Source organism: Allobosea sp. RIT-PG3_2 (assembly GCF_057321085.1).
This window is the reverse complement of sequence record NZ_JBXWCA010000007.1, coordinates 22490-37503: the sequence shown is the minus strand read 5'-3', so window position 1 is coordinate 37503 and position 15014 is coordinate 22490. Positions and strand designations below refer to the sequence as shown.

Sequence of the window (15014 nt, the reverse complement as noted above, 5' to 3'; positions counted from 1 at the left end):
TGGCAATGTGCAGACAACGTCTGGCTGTAGGGACCGTTCCCAAGCAGCCTCTTGAAGATGGCCGAACCAGTTGTGAAAGTTCGAACGGGCGAGGACGGAAGGCAACGGTCACATGTTCGCGTCGAGTCGGGCGCGCCGCGGTTGTGGCCCCGGTCGGCATTCGCCTGATAGACAGCCACAACCTGCCGTCTATGCTCGTATCTCTTTCGACAATATCGCAGGTCCTCATGAACACCGACGAGTTCGCCGTCCGAGCGCCGCTGGCGACGACCTTGCCCGTCATCGGCACATCCGCACGCTTTCCCGTTCGGCGAATCTACTGCGTCGGCCGCAATTACGTCGCTCATGTGCGCGAGATGGGTGGCAACGAGACACGCGATTTTCCACTGATCTTTCAAAAGCCGGCCGATGCGGTGGTGCAGAATGCCGGCGTCGTGCCCTACCCGCCTATGACCGATGACTTCCATTTCGAGCTCGAGCTTTTGGTCGCGATGAAGTCAGGCGGCTACGACGTCTCTCAGGAGTCGGCGCTCTCGCATGTCTATGGCTACGGAATCTGCCTGGACATGACTCGCAGGCGGCTACGGGACACGCCAGCAGGACCGAGTCTCCCCTGGGAGCTGAAGAAGTCCTTTGACCATTCGGCGCCATGTGGGCCAATCCATCCGGTGGAGCGGGTCGGGCATCCAGCGAGTGGTCGCATCAAGCTTGAGGTCGACGGCCACGCGAAGCAGGATTCGGACCTTTCGCTGATGATTTGGCGCATCCCTGAAATCATTGCGACATTGTCGAAATACTACGCGATCGAACCCGGCGATCTGATCATGACCGGCACACCTCACGGGGTTGGCGCGGTCCTACCGGGCAATGTCCTGGTCGGCACGATTGAGGGCCTCGGAAGCTTGACGGTAACGATCGGCGAAACACCCAAGAAGCGCGCCTAGGGCGCGGCCGCGATCTCGGAGCATCGTCCAGTCCGATCCCCGCCGCTTCGGCAATGCGGGATTTTGCGAGCGACCGCGGCGTCGCCCAGAATGCTTTTCATGCCCCGCATGCCGTCCTTCTCGCCTTCGAGCGCCTGATTGCGCTGCGCCAGAGTGAGCCCCGCCAGGAACGCGACCTGGCACTCGTGGCGCCACTCCTCCGACCAGGTCGAGACCTCACGCTCGGAACGATACAGTCCAGTAAGTGAAGGCCGAGGGCGGCCACGGCTTTCAGCCGCCCGCAATTTGAACCCGCCGCGCCGGTCGTCTGCAGTCAGGCGACCGTCGAATGTCCCGTAGTGGGCAGACATCTCATGTCCGGAACTGGCGCCTCGAAGAACACGACGATCCAGTCCGACTATCCTGCTGCAGTACCCATTACGTTCGCGGCAAGATCACGCTCAAATTCGTAAGCTGTCCATAGGTTCTCTTCGTCCTCACGGTTGAGGCAGGACTTTATCTCTGCGCGCAGACGGCCTTTCAGTAACTTCGCCATCTCATGCGCGAGCGCAACGGCTCGCTCTAGAACGCGCGCCGGTGTGTCGGCTAGCTCCTGGACGAGACCGATCTGATGCGCCCGCGTGCCCGAGAGGGGCTGACCCGTATAGGTCAGAAGCCGCGCCTCTCCCTGCGAGAGCACCTCTCGTACAATCCGGTAACCGCCAAAGGCGCCAACCTTGACTTCGGGCAAAGCCAGCCTGGCGTCTGCTGTCGCTAGCCTGATGTCGCAAGCACAGGAGAGCATAAAGCCCGACCCCATCGCCGCGCCATGAATGGCCGCGATGGCGGGGATCGTGCTCTCGCGCACCGCCTTCATGCCGTCGCGGACGGCACCGGTTCCGGCAAGCGTCTCCTCGGGTGTCAGCGCGGCGAACTCTCTAAAATCATTGCCGCCGCAGAAGTGCTTGTGCGGCAGCCCCGTGAAGACCATCGCAGCAACGCCATCCCGCTCCAGCCCCGCGATAATCCCCGGTAAGGTCCGCCAATGAGCGAAGCTGACGGCGTTGACCGGAGGGTTGTTGAACCGGATGACGGCCACCTCGCCTTCACACTCGACCTCGAACATCGGCGTCAACCCCGCGTCGCATAAGAGGGCGCGCGCTTTTCCAGGAAGGCGAGCGCGCCTTCCTTGGCTTCGGGCGTCCGCCGTACGGCGGCCGTCAGCGTGCATTCGAACTCATAGCCTTCCTTGAGGGTCATGAATTCAGTGCGGTTCAGCCCCTGCTTGGCCAGCCTGATGGCCGGCGGGCTCTTGCTGGCAATCTCCTCCGCCAACGCCATCGCCGTCGGCATCAGGTCCTCAGGGGCTACCACCTGATCGACGATATGCGCCTGCAGCGCTTCCTGGGCAGAGAGCCGCCGCCCCGTATACATCATGAGCCGGGTCATCCCCTGCCCGGCAAGGCGCATGACATGGCGCGAGCCGCCGAGCACGCCGACATCGATCTCGGGCAGCGCGAACTTAGCCTTCTCGGAGGCGATGCGGATGTCGCAGAGCGAAGCCAGCACGATGCCGGTGCCGACGGCGGCGCCGTTGATCGCGCCGACGATGGGGATGGCGCAATCATACATCGCATTGAAGGTCAGGCGGACATGGGCGAGATACTCGGTCGCCTGGTCGAAATCGAGATCAACGAAGTCGTTGACGTCGTTGCCCCCGCAGAAGACCTTGCCGGCGCCGGTGAACACCGCGACTCGCAGGTCGTTGTCCTCGCCGAGCCGGTGGAAAGTCCGACGCAACTCGTCATAGACCTCGAGGCTCACCGCATTGGCGGAGGGTCGGTCCAGCGTCACGACGGCGAGGCCGCGATCGACCTCGACCTTCACGAACTTGTTGTGATAGCTCATCGTTGTGTCCTCTTCTTGCCGAGATAGCTGTCCTGGATGGCGTTCGAGGCCATGATCTCGCTGGCCCGTCCGTCGGCGACGCAGGTACCCGTTTCGAGCACGACCGCGTGGCGTGCTATCATCTGCGCGAGCGCCAGATTCTGCTCGACGAGCAGGATCGCGACGCCGGTCTCGGCGATGCGATTGACGGCTTGGGCGACCTGATCGACCGCCTTCGGGGCGAGACCCTGACTGGGCTCGTCGAGAAGCAGAAGGCGCGGCCGCGACATCAGCGCGCGCGCCAGCGCCAGCATCTGCTGCTCGCCGCCCGAAAGCAGCCCGGCACGCTGGCCCTCGCGTTCGAGCAGGATCGGGAACAGCGCGAAGACGGCGTCGTAGTCGTTCGTGCGCGGTTCGCCATGGACATAGGCGCCCAGCCGCAGGTTCTCGCGAACGGTCATGTCGCCGAAGACCTGGCGGCCCTCGGGCACGAGGGCGATGCCGCTCTTCACCCGGTCGGCCGAGGACAGCCGCGTGATCTCCTCGCCATCGAGCAGGATCGTGCCGCCCCAGGCTGGGATCAGGCCGGTTAAGACGCGGCACAACGTCGTCTTGCCGGCAGCGTTGGCACCCATCACCACCGTCGGGTCGTCGGCCTGGACCTCGAAGCCGAGTCCGTGCAGCACCTCGAGCCGGTCATAGCCGGCACGCAGCCCTTCAATCCTCAGCATCGGCAGCCCTCCGTCCGAGATAGACGTCGATCACCTTCTGCTCAACCTGGCATTCCTCGGGCGTGCCCTCGAACAGCAGGCGGCCCCGATCGAGCACCGCCACGCGCTGCGACACCTCCATCAGGAAGCGCACATTGTGCTCGACGAGCAGGACCGTGATGCCGGTTGCATTCCAGCGGCGAACCAGCGCCCCCAGCCTTTCGACCTCGGCCGTCGTCAGCCCCACCGCCGGCTCGTCGAGCAAGAGGAGGCGCGGCCTGAGCGCCAAGGCGAGCGCGATGCCGAGATGGCGCAGCGTCGCGTAGGGCAGGTCGCGCGCCGTGCGGTCGAGCACATCGCCGAGATTGCAGGCCTCGATCAGTTCGTCGACGCAGGCCGGATCGGGCGAGTGGACCGAGGCGATGCGCAGGTTCTCGCGAACGGTGAGCCCGAGGAAGGCGCGCGTCTGCTGGAAGGTGCGCACGATGCCGCGCCGAACCGTCTTCGCGATCGGCCAGGGGCCCTTCGCTCCGTCGAAGACGATGTGGCCGGCGCTCGGGGCGATCAGCCCCGAGACCATGTTGATCAGGGTGGTCTTGCCGGCGCCGTTGGGCCCGATCAGTCCGAAGATCATGCCTTCGGGCACATCGAGCGAGACGCCGGCGAGTGCCACGACGCCGCCGAAGCGCGCCTCGATGTCGCGGATCTGGAGCAGGCTCATGGCGCGCGCTCCCGTCCGCCAAGGCGACGCGCACCCCGCGAAATCAGGCTGGCGATGCCCTGGGGCGCGAAGATGATGAACACGAGCAGAAGCACGCCATAGGCAAGCAGGCTCAGCGTCGCCGCCACCCGCAATCCCTCAGGCAACGCCGTCAGCAGGGCCGCGCCGAGGATAGGGCCCCAGAGCGTGCCCATGCCACCGACGACGACCAGCGCGACGAGCTGGAAGCCGGTCCCGAGCACGGTGAAGCTCTCGGGCGCGATGAAGGAGGAGATCGCGGCAAACAGCGCGCCCGCCAGCCCGGCGAACACGGCGCTGAAGGTAAAGGCTGCGAGCCTCGCGGAGGCGACGCGGATGCCCAGCGCCTGCGCCAGCGTCAGGTCCTCGCGCACGGCGAGGCACTCGGCACCCAGCCGCGAGCGCACGAAGGCGAGGGCAGCCATCAGCGTGGCGAAGAGCAGGCCCAGCGCGAGCAGCGCATAATAAGTCGTCGTGCGCAGCGGCAGCCATGCCGGCTGCTCCGGCCCGGGAATGCCGACAAAGCCGCCGACGCCACCGGTCAGTCCTGGCAGCACCAGGAAGAGTTGGTGCCCGATCAAGCCGATGCCGAGCGTCAACACCGCGAAATACAGGCCACGGGTACGGAAGGCGAGTAGCGCTATTAGCGCGCCGGCCGCCCCCGTCAGTGCGCCGCACAGCGGCAGGGCTGCCCAGAAGGACAGGCCGTAGCGCGCCGTCAGGAGCGCGCAGGCATAGGCGCCAAGCCCGTAGAGCGCGCCATGGGCGAGCGAGAGATAGCCGGTGAAGCCGAGCAGCACGTCGAAGGCAACCGCCAGAGTCGCGAAGATCGCGCCAATGGTGACGACATAGACGAAGTAGTCGTTGAGGGTCAGCGTCAGACCGCCGGCCAGCGCGAAGATGACCGATGCGATGAAGGCCGATCTGGAAAGGGGCATGCTGGCCATGATCAGCGCTCCACCTGGGCGCGGCCGAACAGTCCCTGCGGCCTCACGAGCAGCACGAGGACGAGGATGGCAAAGGCACCGATGTCCTGAAGCTCGCTTGCGATGTAGCCAGCGACCAGAACCTCGGCGACACCCAGCACCAACCCGCCGAAGACGGCGCCCCAGAGGCTGCCGATGCCACCCAGGACGAGTACCACGAAGGCCTTCAGCACCGGATTGACCCCCATGGCCGGATAGATCGGAAAGGTCGCTCCGAGAAGCGCTCCAGCGATCGCGCCGAGACCTGCGCCGATGGCGAAGGTCGCGAAGCGGACCTTCACCATCGAGATGCCCATCAGCATCGCCGCGTCGCGATTCTGCGCCGTGGCGCGGATCGCGAGCCCGAGCCGGGAGCGGTTCAGCACCAACCAGACCGCAGCGAACGCGGCCGCGAGGCTGCCCATCACCAGGAGCTGGAGCTGCGTGACTGCAAAGAACGCGGTCCGGATCACGCCTGTCAGCGGGGCGGGAATGGTACGTGCCTCCGTGCCCCAGATCAGCGTCGCGACCTGCTGCAGGATGATCGAAGCCGCAAGTGCCGAGATCATCAGCGAGAGGGGTGGCGCCGTATCGATCGGCCGGAACACGAGCCGATCGACGAGGCAGCCAAGCATCATGATGCACAGCACCGAGATGAGCATCGCGAGCCAGAAGTTGATTCCGGCCGCGACAAGGGCATATGTGACAAAGGCGCCGAGCATGTAGAATTCGCCATGCGCGAAGTTGGGGATCAGCAGCACGCCGAAGATCAGCGTGAGCCCAAGCGCAACGAGCGCATAGGTCGAGCCAAGGGCGAGACCGTTGACCAGCTGCTGAGGAAGGAGTTCGAGCATGGTGAAGACCTCTGGTTCAGTGCTGCCAAGTCACTGCGGGACCTTGGCGAGCGGCTCCCACGCCTGGCCCTTCCAGATGCTAACGACGCCGCGCAAATCGACTTGACCCTTGTCGTCGAAGAGCTTGCCGTCCGGTTGGGCGCTGTACTTCGTCACCAGCGCCGGCACCTCTGCCAGCTTGAGCTCGGTCAGCGCCTTGTTTACCGCGGCGTTCTCGATCGAGCCCGCCTTCTCGAAGGCGGCCTTGAGCATGTGCACGGCGTCGAAGGAGAGCGCGGTCAGTTCACCTGGTGCGTCGCCGAACTTGGCGCGGTAGGCGGCGTCGAGCGCCTTCGCCTTGTCGTCGCCCAGCTTGACGTAATCCTCGGTGGTGGGCGGGATGCAGTTGAACACACCCTCCATCTCCGCTGCCGAGATGTTCTTCAGGACGGTCGAAGGTGGCGAGACCATTTCCCAAACGATCTGGCCGTTGAAGCCGAGCTGTCGCGCCTGCTTGGTGATCAGCGCGCCCTCGGCCGGATAGCCCCGGATCAGCAGGACGGCCGGGTTCTTGCCCTTCAGATTGGTCAGCGCGGCGGAGAAGTCGGTATCGTTGAGCTTGTAATATTCCTCGCCGAGGATTGTCGCGCCCAGCCCCTTGAGATCTGCCGAGAGCTTTGCCTGCGAGCCCATGAAGCCGGCATGGAAGCGGTCGGTCATCATAGCGACCGACCCGAATTTGCGCGCCTTGAAAAGGTCGACGACCGCGACATTGTAGCCGCTCACGGTCGCCTGGTTGCGAAAGATATTCTTGCCGTTGGTCAATTCGTCGGCGATCGAGCCGTCGATGATCTGCGTGACCTTGTCGCTGCGCTCGATGATCGGCTTGAGGGCCGGCGCCACGCCGCTCGCCAGCGGTCCAATGATGAAGCGGACATCGGCCGCCATCAGCTTACGCAGTGCGGCCACGCCCACGGTCGGGCTCGCCTGGTCGTCCTCGGTCACGACCTTCAGCTTGTAGGCCTTGTCGCTGATCTTGACGCCGCCGGCGGCGTTGATCTGCTCGGCTGCGAGCTGGATGCCGCGGCTTTCGGGCAGGCCATAGAAGGTGGCAGGGCCCGTGATGGGGTGAAGATCGCCGATGGCGATCTCCTGGGCTGCCGCGGCCGAAAGGCCGGCAGCAAGGCACAATGATAGCGTTGCCAGAAACTGCTTCATTTTTTATCCTCCCGTTGTGAACACAAGAACCGGTCGTGCCGTGGCGTTTCAGGCCGCAGTTTCCGCCAGCTTCTTCTTGATCTCGTGTTTCTTGATCTTGCCCGCAGGGGTCTTGGGCAGTTCGTCCATGAAGACGACCTGCCGCGGCGCCTTGAAGCCCGCGATCGTGGCGCGGACATAGGCAATCAGTTCCTCGGCGCTCGCGCCGCTCTCAGGCTCAGGCACGATAGCGGCGACGACACGCTCGCCATAATCATCGTCCGGCAGGCCGAAAACAGCACAATCTCGAACCTTCGGGTGAGCGATCAGCGTGAGTTCAACCTCCTTGGCGAAGATGTTCTCGCCGCCGGAACGGATCATGTCCTTCTTGCGATCGACGAGGTGGACGAGTCCCTTCTCATCGACGCGACCGAGATCGCCGGTGTGCAGCCAGCCGCCGGCAAAGGCCTCCTGCGTCGCCTCCGGACGGTTGAGATAGCCGCTCATCAGCGCAGGCGAACGGATGCAGATCTCGCCGAGTTCGCCTTGGGGAACCTCATTCATGGCGTCGTCGAGCAGCGCGACCTGCGTGCCGGGAACCGGCCGGCCGATCGAGAGCGGCTGGTCGAGCGCCTCTTCCGGCCGGTTGATGCAGATATACGGCCCGCCTTCGGTCAACCCGTAGGCGTTCGCGATGCCGATCCCGACTGCACCGCGCTCGCGAAAGGCATCGACGATCTTCAGGATCAAGGTCGAAGGGTCGTAGTTGGCATAGGCAATGAGCTTCATCGCGCTCATGTCACTCGTCGGCCAGGCTTTGGATTCGACCATCTGGCGCAACACCAGCGGGACGCCGAACATGCCGTTGCACCGATGTGTCTCTATCATCGCGACCGCGCTCTCGGGCTCGAAGCGCTCGGCGATCACGGCCGCGCCGCGCTGAATGAAATAGATCTTGAGGTAGTCCCAGGCGCCGGTGTGGAAGAGCGGCATGTAGCAGAAAAACCGCTCACCCCGCTTGATGCCGAAGACCGGCAGCGCATTCAATGCGTCCAGAATTGTGCGCCGATGCGAGATGACTGCGCCTTTCGGCCGCCCGGTCGTGCCCGAGGTGTAGAGCACGAGATGCGGATCGTCCCAGCTTCGGGCCCGCGAGACCGGCTTGTTTGGAACCATCGCGGTCATCGCAGCGAAAGCCACGACGCCATCCTGCGCCGGGCCGCGCAGCACGATCGTCGGCTTATCCGCGAGCGGCTCGATCGCTTCCTTCGTCAGAGCGTGGAATTCCGGGCTGGTGACCACCAGCCGGGGCTGGCAGTTGTTAAGGATGTAGGAGATCTCATTGGCGCGCAGCCACATATTGACCGGCACCAGGACGGCGCCCATGCCGGCCAGAGCATAGCCGAGCAGCACATAATCGTCGCTGTTGCGGTCAAGCACGGCAACACGACTGCCATGCCCAATGCCCAGTGCCGCGAGACCGTTCTGGATCGCGGCCATGTCTTCAGCGAATTCACGCCAGTTACGGATGCGCGTGCCGAAGATCAGCGCGGCTTCATCTGGCGCCCAGCGCACATTGTCGGCCACGATATCCGACAGCAAATAGGGCAGTCCCGCGCTTTCAGGCTGCACTGAAGCCTCCATCGACCATGACTGTCGAAGCCGTTGTGAAGGACGACCAGTCGGAACAAAGGAACGCGGCGGTACGGGCGATATCCTCCGGCCGACCCAGGCGTCCGATGGGGAGGACGGTCGGCTTGGAGTAGGCCAACGTCTTTTGTGTCATTGGCGTCTCAATCACGCCCGGGCAGATGCAGTTGACGCGGATGTTCTTGGAGCCGCACTCGATCGCGAGGGCGCGCGAGAACGAGAGGACGCCTCCCTTCGAGGCGGAATAGGCGTTGAGCTTTTCCCAGCCTGTCACAGCGACGACTGAGGCGACCGTAACGATGCTGCCGCCGCCCCCTCTTTCCATGGCCGCGACGGCCGCACGGCAAACATAGAAGGTGCCGGTCAGATTGACCGCTATGATCTTGTCCCAGGTCTCGTCCGTGACGCGGGTGATCGGCCCGTCCGACGAAGGGCGCCAGATTCCGGCGCAGTTGACCACGGCGTCGATGCCGCCAAAGGCCTGCTCGACGGCCGCGAAGCCCGCATCGACCGAGGCAGCGATCGAGACGTCGCAGGCGTAGCCGAGATGGCCGGCGCCGCATAGTTGCCGGGCGGCGGCCGACGCCGTCGCCTCGTCGAGATCGAGAACCGCAATCCGGGCACCGGCTTCCGCGCAGATCTGGGCGACGCTTGCCCCGATGCCGCTAGCGCCGCCGGTGACGAGGACCCGTTTGCCCTCCAGCATCATGTTGCTCACCCTTGTCTTCCTCGGTTGATGCGCTCTCCGGCGCGTCTGGACGCTTAAGCGCGGATGCGCCTTGCGCGGCCGTTTTCGACCTGTCGTGATCCTCGCCGTCGGCGCCCCTTCGAAGCGCGACCCCGTCAAGCGCCAAACGAGCGAGTTCGGTGGCGATAGTCTGAGGAGTGGCTCCTGCATGGGCTGCCCAACGATGCACCGTCGACAGCAGCCCGAGGATCGCGAGCATCGCGATCTGGGGATCCTGCATACGGAATTCGCCGCTTGCCTGGCCTTCCTCGATGACGTGCCTGACCCAGGCTTCGAACTCGCGCTCGCGGGCGGCAAGGCCCTTGCGCGATGGGGCATCGAATTCATGGCGCTCGCGCCAGAAGATCGTCAGGAAGCGACGGTTCTCGATGTTGTAGAGCACCTGCGTCTCGACAAGCCGGCCAAGACGCGCCGCCGCACCGCCCGGCGAATGCGCTAGAGCCTCCATCGTCTTGAAGAACTCCACCGTGACGTCTTCGTAGAGAGTCTCGAGCAGATGCGATTTGTTGCGGTAGTAATGGTAGATTGCCGGCTTGCTGACCCCGCAGGCATCCGCGATGTCGTTCATCGAGGTGGCGCGAAAACCCTTGCTGTCGAAGAGGTCGAGCGCCCGCTCATAGACGATGCGGCGCACGCTCTGCGCGCGGCTTCCGTCCGCTCCCGTGCGGGGGAGCGCCTTGATCGGGATCGATCTTCTCATCGGCGTTTCCTCACGGCCCGGTCTAACGCCGTGCTCGACAAAATGGATATTACTTACCGGTCGGTAAGATTGTCAATCCGCACAACTCTCGTTCATGCGACAATCTTGAAGATACCGCCTAGCGACCGGACCGGTTGCGATCTTATCGGCTCCAGCTCGCAGCTTCGCGGGGAGATTGGCCGAACGAGCGAGCACCTAAGAAGGTGGCCGGGTTCGCAAATGAACCGATCGGATACGCTAATTCAGGACGCTAAGTTCGGATCTCAGGTAGAATGTCGCTCCTGCTCGATCTGCTGACAAAGTTGGCAGAATGCCCTGCCTCAACAGGTCCCTTCTCATTACGTGCATTGCCTACTGCGGGATTTTGAGGCGTCGTAAAGTGATACATACTGGTCCTTGAACGACCGTAGCGAGGCCATCGGGATGGTAATGCCGAGCTTGCTCGGCCCCAAGCTACCAGCGTGCTTGATCGGCAAAATCCCGCTCCGTGTAAGGGCATGAACCACGCGCGAGCCAGCTCCAAGCGCTTCGACGCATTCCCAAAATGAAAGGTCTCTGTCAGATTCAGGTCGAACCCGCGCCACCACGCCATTCAAATCAACCACTAGCGAGTCAATTCCCAAGAGTTCAGGCTTTCGACCAACCCAGTTCAGTTGGTCACCAAGAATGAGTTTTACAATATCGGATCTAGAGCAATTTGATTTCAGGGCGGCCACTGCGATCGAAAGCTGAAACTCAGTCGTTTCATGAACCAGAACGGCCCTCGCCAAAAGCCTTTGGCAAAATGACTCTAGAGTTTTCCGACAATGGTATTCTTCGCGAAGAAGTATCCTTGACCGCGAAGTGATCGAGGACCCCCGCTTCTACTGGCTGACCTCAGGCCAGCTCGACCATCTCCACCCAATCCGGGCTTTTCCCCACCTCGGCCCGGTCGTTCACACCGAGCCCGCCGCTCCCGCCATCGATGGCATAAACCGTAGCGTGGTCTGTCGACTGCCCCAATACCACCAGGTAGCGCCCGGTCGGGTCGATGCCGAAGCCGCGCGGCTGGGTCTCGGTCGGGATGTGCTGCAGCGGTCGCAATTTGCCATCTGGCTCGACCGCGAAGCTCGCCAATGTCGAGCTGTTCCGCTCCGAGGCGTAGAGAAAGCGGCCGTCCGGCGTAATCTGGATATCGGCGCCCCAAGGCTTTCCGTCGAAGCCGGCTGGCAACATGGTGACGACCTGCTTGGTGTGAAGCGTGCCGTGTTTCGGATCGTAATCGAAGACCGTGACTGAAGCGTCGAGCTCGCCAAGCAGGTACAACCTCTTGCCGGCAGGATCGAAGATGAAATGGCGCGGCCCTGTGCCTTTCGGTAGGACGGTCGTTCGCGGTCGCGTCAGCGTCCCGGCCGCCTGGTCGAAATCGAAGCTGTAGAGCACATCGCCGCCCAGACTTGTCGCCAAAACATGCCGGTCGGAGTCGCCCATAATACCATGGGCGTTCGGCGCAGTTGGAACACGCTGCGCGACCTGCTGCGCGACGCCGTCGGTCGCGATCGGACTCACCGTGACGACATTTCCGTCATAGGAGGCGCCGAACAGGAAGCGTCCGCTGAGATCGGTGCGAATATAGGCGACGCTCTCCGTCATCGCCGCAAAGCCCAGTTCGCACAGGGCACCTGTGGCCTGGTCGATTCGGAAGGTTGCGACGCCGCGTGGCGCCCCCCGCATGGCTGCGTAGAGGAACTCTCGTCCCGGCGACAGTGCCAGTGGCAGCGAGCGACCGGGTTGGGTCACGCCTGGGAAGGGCATGCGCTGGATAGGGCTCAGCGTACCGCTTTTGCCAGAGAGCCGGAGCACACTGATATCACCGCCCAATCCATTGCCAATATAAACGGCGAGATCGGCCTGTCTTCTGGAATGATGATGCGACATGTACGGCTCCTAAATCTTCCCATAGTCTCGACCCACCGGAACATCTACATGTTTGATGATTACGGGGGATGCTCTGATCCTCCGGGCATCCCGGCCCGAGGCAGATCCGACCTTGATCAACGTAGGGCAGGGGGCATCGGCCTGCGAGGCGTTGCAGAACCAGCCAGCGCCTGCGCCGCGACCGCGACTGGCGCGGTGCTCGGCATCGACCATACTTGTATAGGCATGGACATCGCCGAGCCCGAATAGATGCCGGCGGGGGACGGCGTATTCGCCGAGCAAGCTGTCGGAAGACTCCATCCCCATCAGGCATAAGCCGTCGAGCCATCGGGGCGGCGTGGGACCTTGCGCTCCCAGTGGACGTAGTCCTCCTTGGCGAGCACATCCATGTCCATCTCGACGCCCCAGCCTGGGCGATCGGGACGCAATTCGAGATGGCCATCCTTCGGCAGATAGGGGTCCTTGACGTACCAGGCGCCCTGCGAACGGTCTGGTTGAGCATTGGCGTCGCCGCTGCCGTCGCCGAAGGCGTAGTTGGGGCCATGCGGGAGCCTGTACTCGAGAATTCGGAAATTGGGCTGCGCCGCCGAGAAATGCAGGTTCACGGCGGTGGCAAGAGGGCCCATCGGGTTGTGGGGCGCGACGGTCACATAATGCGCCTCGGCGATGGCGGCGATCTTGCGCATTTCGAGCAGGCCGCCGACGACGCAGATATCGGGCTGGATGATGTCGCAGCCCTTGACCGAGAGCAGCCGCAGGAACTCGAACCGGCTGTAGAGCGACTCGCCCGTCGCGAGCGTGCAGTTGAGACCGCGATTCAGCTCGCCCCAGGCTTCGATGTTCTCGGGCCGGATCGGCTCCTCGAAGAAGAGCGGGTCATAAGGCGCCAATGCGTTGCCGAGCTGCATGGCCTGCTGGGGCTCGAAGATCTTGGCATGAGCGTCGAAGGCGATGTCGTAGTCCGATTGCACCGTCTCGCGCAGGCTGCGGAAATAGTCGGCGCTGGTGCGCACGACCTCGCCCCAGCGATGCGCATGCATGTCGATCCGGTAGGGGCTGAGCTTGAACGCCGTCAGCCCCCATTGCGCGTTCAGCGCATCGAACTGGTCGCGCGCGATGGCCGCGTCCGGCGCGGTATAGACGCCGGCATAGACACGCACGCGGTCGCGGACATGGCCGCCGAGCAGCATGTAGACGGGTACGCCCAGGGCCTTGGCCGAGATGTCCCAGAGGCAATGATCGATCGCCGAGATCGCCGCCAGCCCGAGCGCTCCGGGCGGGAAGCGACTCTGCTGGAGCAGATAGAGGATCAGGTGCTCGATGCGCCGCGGGTCTTGTCCGCGAATGAACTCGAAGAGATAGTCGAGCAGCGGCGGCAGCGCCTTGTCGGGGCCGTGATTGTAGCATTCGCCCCAGCCGGTCAGGCCATCATCGGTGTCGATGGCGACGACGACGCGGGGCCGGTCCTTGTCGCGCGACATGTAGATTCGCAGGCGGTCGATCTTCATCGGCTCAGTCCTTCGGAAAATAGACGCCCCGCTTCCAGCGGGTTTGCACATAGACATGTTCGCGGAAGGTGCCCTGCGCATAGGAGCCGGCCCCCTCGGTGACGGGGATCGAGACGTTCATCTCGCTTGGCCATTGCGCAACGAAATCCTCGTCGATCTCGACGCCGAGACCCGGAGCGTCGGGGACGACGATATAGCCAGCGCGTGAAACCGGATGCGGGATGACAGTCTTGGCACGGCCCTCCCAATCGTCCTCGATGCGTTCGAGAACGAGCCCGTTCGGGCAGCTCGCGAGGAGATGGAGGGCGGCGTATTCCGCAACCGGCCCGAGCGAGCCGGAATGCGGCGCCAGCATGATGTGATGCGCCTCCGCCATGGCCGCGATCTTCTTCATCTGGGTGATGCCGCCGGCGCGGCCGGTGTCGGGCTGCACCACATCGATCAGATCGCGCTCGATCAACTCGCGCTCGCCGAACATCGTCGCCATGCGTTCGCCCGCTGCCAGCGTCACGGAGGAATGGTTGCGGATGCGGGCATAGCCGTCGAGATTATCGGGTGCGATCGGGTCCTCGACCCACATCATCCTGTAAGGCTCGAGGGCGCGGCAGAGCTGCGTCGCATCGGCTGGTGTCAGCCATGGCGGGCCATGCAGGTCGATGGCGATGTCCATATCCGCTCCAACAGCCTCACGCAGCCCCGCGACTTTCCTGACGGGATCGGAGACGCCGCCGCATTTGATGGCGGTGACGCCGCGCTGTTTCAGCGAGAGCGCGGTCTCCGGCGTGTTGGCGTGGCCGTAGATGCGGATCCTGTCGCGCAGCTTGCCGCCGAGCAGATTCCAGACCGGCGTGTTCAGCGCCTTGCCCTTGATGTCCCACAGCGCCATGTCGATGCCGGTCATCGCGCCGGCACCGACGACGCCGGTCATGCCGTGGCCCATGATCGCGATCTGCATCTTCTGCCAGAGCCGCTCGATATGCAGGGGGTCTTCGCCGACAAGCAGCGACTTCAAATCCTCGACCGCCGTCCTGATGACGCGAGGCCAGCCGGAGCATTCGCCGATCCCGGTGATGCCCTCGTCGGTAACGACCTTGACGAACAGCCAGTTGCGGCTTCCGGTGAGGTTCTTCGAGAATTGCTGGGTTCCGAACGAGCCGTCTGCAGCCCAGTTCTTCAGGCTGGGGGCGCCCGCATGCATCAGGAATGTCTTGATATCGACGATCTTCATGGGGGCTGA

The 15014-nt window shown here is 63.7% G+C and carries 15 protein-coding genes; 1 reads left to right on the top strand and 14 read right to left on the bottom strand.

The genetic code is table 11. The annotated features are described in order from the left end of the window. Nucleotides 1-227 precede the first annotated feature (227 nt). Entirely contained in the window at nt 228-944 is a 717-nt protein-coding gene (locus AC2FAN_RS19510; protein ID WP_476807578.1) for a fumarylacetoacetate hydrolase family protein, read from the top strand. Here the strand turns inward: AC2FAN_RS19510 and AC2FAN_RS19505 are convergent. The 14 genes from AC2FAN_RS19505 to AC2FAN_RS19440 all read right to left on the bottom strand — a co-directional run bounded on the left by AC2FAN_RS19505 (nt 941) and on the right by AC2FAN_RS19440 (nt 15005). Beyond that, the gene (locus AC2FAN_RS19505) at nt 941-1294 is read right to left on the bottom strand and encodes a DUF7696 family protein (RefSeq protein ID WP_485175954.1); all 354 of its coding nucleotides are present in this window, start codon (nt 1292-1294) and stop codon (nt 941-943) included. The genes AC2FAN_RS19510 and AC2FAN_RS19505 overlap by 4 nt on opposite strands. A gap of 47 nt (nt 1295-1341) precedes the next feature. Continuing rightward, on the bottom strand, nt 1342-2049 hold the full coding sequence (locus tag AC2FAN_RS19500) for an enoyl-CoA hydratase/isomerase family protein (RefSeq protein WP_265055409.1): 708 nt from the start codon (nt 2047-2049) through the stop codon (nt 1342-1344). A 5-nt stretch (nt 2050-2054) separates the two neighbouring features. Next, on the bottom strand, nt 2055-2831 hold the full coding sequence (locus AC2FAN_RS19495) for an enoyl-CoA hydratase-related protein (protein ID WP_476807575.1): 777 nt from the start codon (nt 2829-2831) through the stop codon (nt 2055-2057). Further along, entirely contained in the window at nt 2828-3541 is a 714-nt protein-coding gene (locus tag AC2FAN_RS19490) for an ABC transporter ATP-binding protein (protein ID WP_485175953.1), read from the bottom strand. Before AC2FAN_RS19490 ends, AC2FAN_RS19495 begins: the two co-directional genes overlap by 4 nt. Beyond that, nucleotides 3528-4241 (bottom strand): ABC transporter ATP-binding protein, encoded by a 714-nt coding sequence (locus AC2FAN_RS19485; protein ID WP_265055406.1) that lies wholly within the window; start codon nt 4239-4241, stop codon nt 3528-3530. Before AC2FAN_RS19485 ends, AC2FAN_RS19490 begins: the two co-directional genes overlap by 14 nt. Continuing rightward, nucleotides 4238-5206, bottom strand: coding sequence for a branched-chain amino acid ABC transporter permease (locus AC2FAN_RS19480; RefSeq protein ID WP_485175952.1), 969 nt, complete (start codon nt 5204-5206; stop codon nt 4238-4240). Before AC2FAN_RS19480 ends, AC2FAN_RS19485 begins: the two co-directional genes overlap by 4 nt. 2 nt (nt 5207-5208) lie before the next feature. Continuing rightward, nucleotides 5209-6078 carry a branched-chain amino acid ABC transporter permease gene (locus AC2FAN_RS19475; RefSeq protein ID WP_265055404.1) on the bottom strand — a complete coding sequence of 290 codons (870 nt, stop codon included), beginning with the start codon at nt 6076-6078 and terminating at the stop codon, nt 5209-5211. A gap of 30 nt (nt 6079-6108) precedes the next feature. After that, nucleotides 6109-7275, bottom strand: coding sequence for an ABC transporter substrate-binding protein (locus tag AC2FAN_RS19470; RefSeq protein WP_265055403.1), 1167 nt, complete (start codon nt 7273-7275; stop codon nt 6109-6111). Between the two features lie 48 nt (nt 7276-7323). Then, complete coding sequence (locus AC2FAN_RS19465) at nt 7324-8886, bottom strand: class I adenylate-forming enzyme family protein (RefSeq protein WP_485175951.1); 1563 nt, start codon at nt 8884-8886, stop codon at nt 7324-7326. Further along, a complete protein-coding gene (locus tag AC2FAN_RS19460) occupies nt 8876-9613 on the bottom strand; it encodes an SDR family NAD(P)-dependent oxidoreductase (RefSeq protein WP_476807581.1) in 738 nt (245 codons plus the stop codon). Before AC2FAN_RS19460 ends, AC2FAN_RS19465 begins: the two co-directional genes overlap by 11 nt. Beyond that, nucleotides 9570-10352, bottom strand: a complete 783-nt coding sequence (locus tag AC2FAN_RS19455) for a TetR/AcrR family transcriptional regulator (protein ID WP_485175950.1) — start codon at nt 10350-10352, stop codon at nt 9570-9572. Before AC2FAN_RS19455 ends, AC2FAN_RS19460 begins: the two co-directional genes overlap by 44 nt. An 876-nt stretch (nt 10353-11228) precedes the next feature. Continuing rightward, nucleotides 11229-12269, bottom strand: coding sequence for a lactonase family protein (locus AC2FAN_RS19450; protein ID WP_476808013.1), 1041 nt, complete (start codon nt 12267-12269; stop codon nt 11229-11231). Between the two features lie 305 nt (nt 12270-12574). Then, the gene (locus tag AC2FAN_RS19445; RefSeq protein WP_265055399.1) at nt 12575-13777 is read right to left on the bottom strand and encodes a mandelate racemase/muconate lactonizing enzyme family protein; all 1203 of its coding nucleotides are present in this window, start codon (nt 13775-13777) and stop codon (nt 12575-12577) included. Nucleotides 13778-13781: 4 nt separating this feature from the next. Further along, a complete protein-coding gene (locus AC2FAN_RS19440) occupies nt 13782-15005 on the bottom strand; it encodes a mandelate racemase/muconate lactonizing enzyme family protein (protein WP_485175949.1) in 1224 nt (407 codons plus the stop codon). Nucleotides 15006-15014: the final 9 nt, after the last annotated feature.

Excerpts from the sequence above, each read along its gene's own strand:
- AC2FAN_RS19510 (WP_476807578.1), top strand. The coding sequence starts at position 228 with ATGAACACCGACGAGTTCGCCGTCCGAGCGCCGCTGGCGACGACCTTG.
- AC2FAN_RS19505 (WP_485175954.1), bottom strand. The coding sequence starts at position 1,294 with ATGTCTGCCCACTACGGGACATTCGACGGTCGCCTGACTGCAGACGAC.
- AC2FAN_RS19500 (WP_265055409.1), bottom strand. The coding sequence starts at position 2,049 with ATGTTCGAGGTCGAGTGTGAAGGCGAGGTGGCCGTCATCCGGTTCAAC.
- AC2FAN_RS19495 (WP_476807575.1), bottom strand. The coding sequence starts at position 2,831 with ATGAGCTATCACAACAAGTTCGTGAAGGTCGAGGTCGATCGCGGCCTC.
- AC2FAN_RS19490 (WP_485175953.1), bottom strand. The coding sequence starts at position 3,541 with ATGCTGAGGATTGAAGGGCTGCGTGCCGGCTATGACCGGCTCGAGGTG.
- AC2FAN_RS19485 (WP_265055406.1), bottom strand. The coding sequence starts at position 4,241 with ATGAGCCTGCTCCAGATCCGCGACATCGAGGCGCGCTTCGGCGGCGTC.
- AC2FAN_RS19480 (WP_485175952.1), bottom strand. The coding sequence starts at position 5,206 with ATGGCCAGCATGCCCCTTTCCAGATCGGCCTTCATCGCATCGGTCATC.
- AC2FAN_RS19475 (WP_265055404.1), bottom strand. The coding sequence starts at position 6,078 with ATGCTCGAACTCCTTCCTCAGCAGCTGGTCAACGGTCTCGCCCTTGGC.
- AC2FAN_RS19470 (WP_265055403.1), bottom strand. The coding sequence starts at position 7,275 with ATGAAGCAGTTTCTGGCAACGCTATCATTGTGCCTTGCTGCCGGCCTT.
- AC2FAN_RS19460 (WP_476807581.1), bottom strand. The coding sequence starts at position 9,613 with ATGATGCTGGAGGGCAAACGGGTCCTCGTCACCGGCGGCGCTAGCGGC.
- AC2FAN_RS19455 (WP_485175950.1), bottom strand. The coding sequence starts at position 10,352 with ATGAGAAGATCGATCCCGATCAAGGCGCTCCCCCGCACGGGAGCGGAC.
- AC2FAN_RS19450 (WP_476808013.1), bottom strand. The coding sequence starts at position 12,269 with ATGTCGCATCATCATTCCAGAAGACAGGCCGATCTCGCCGTTTATATT.
- AC2FAN_RS19445 (WP_265055399.1), bottom strand. The coding sequence starts at position 13,777 with ATGAAGATCGACCGCCTGCGAATCTACATGTCGCGCGACAAGGACCGG.
- AC2FAN_RS19440 (WP_485175949.1), bottom strand. The coding sequence starts at position 15,005 with ATGAAGATCGTCGATATCAAGACATTCCTGATGCATGCGGGCGCCCCC.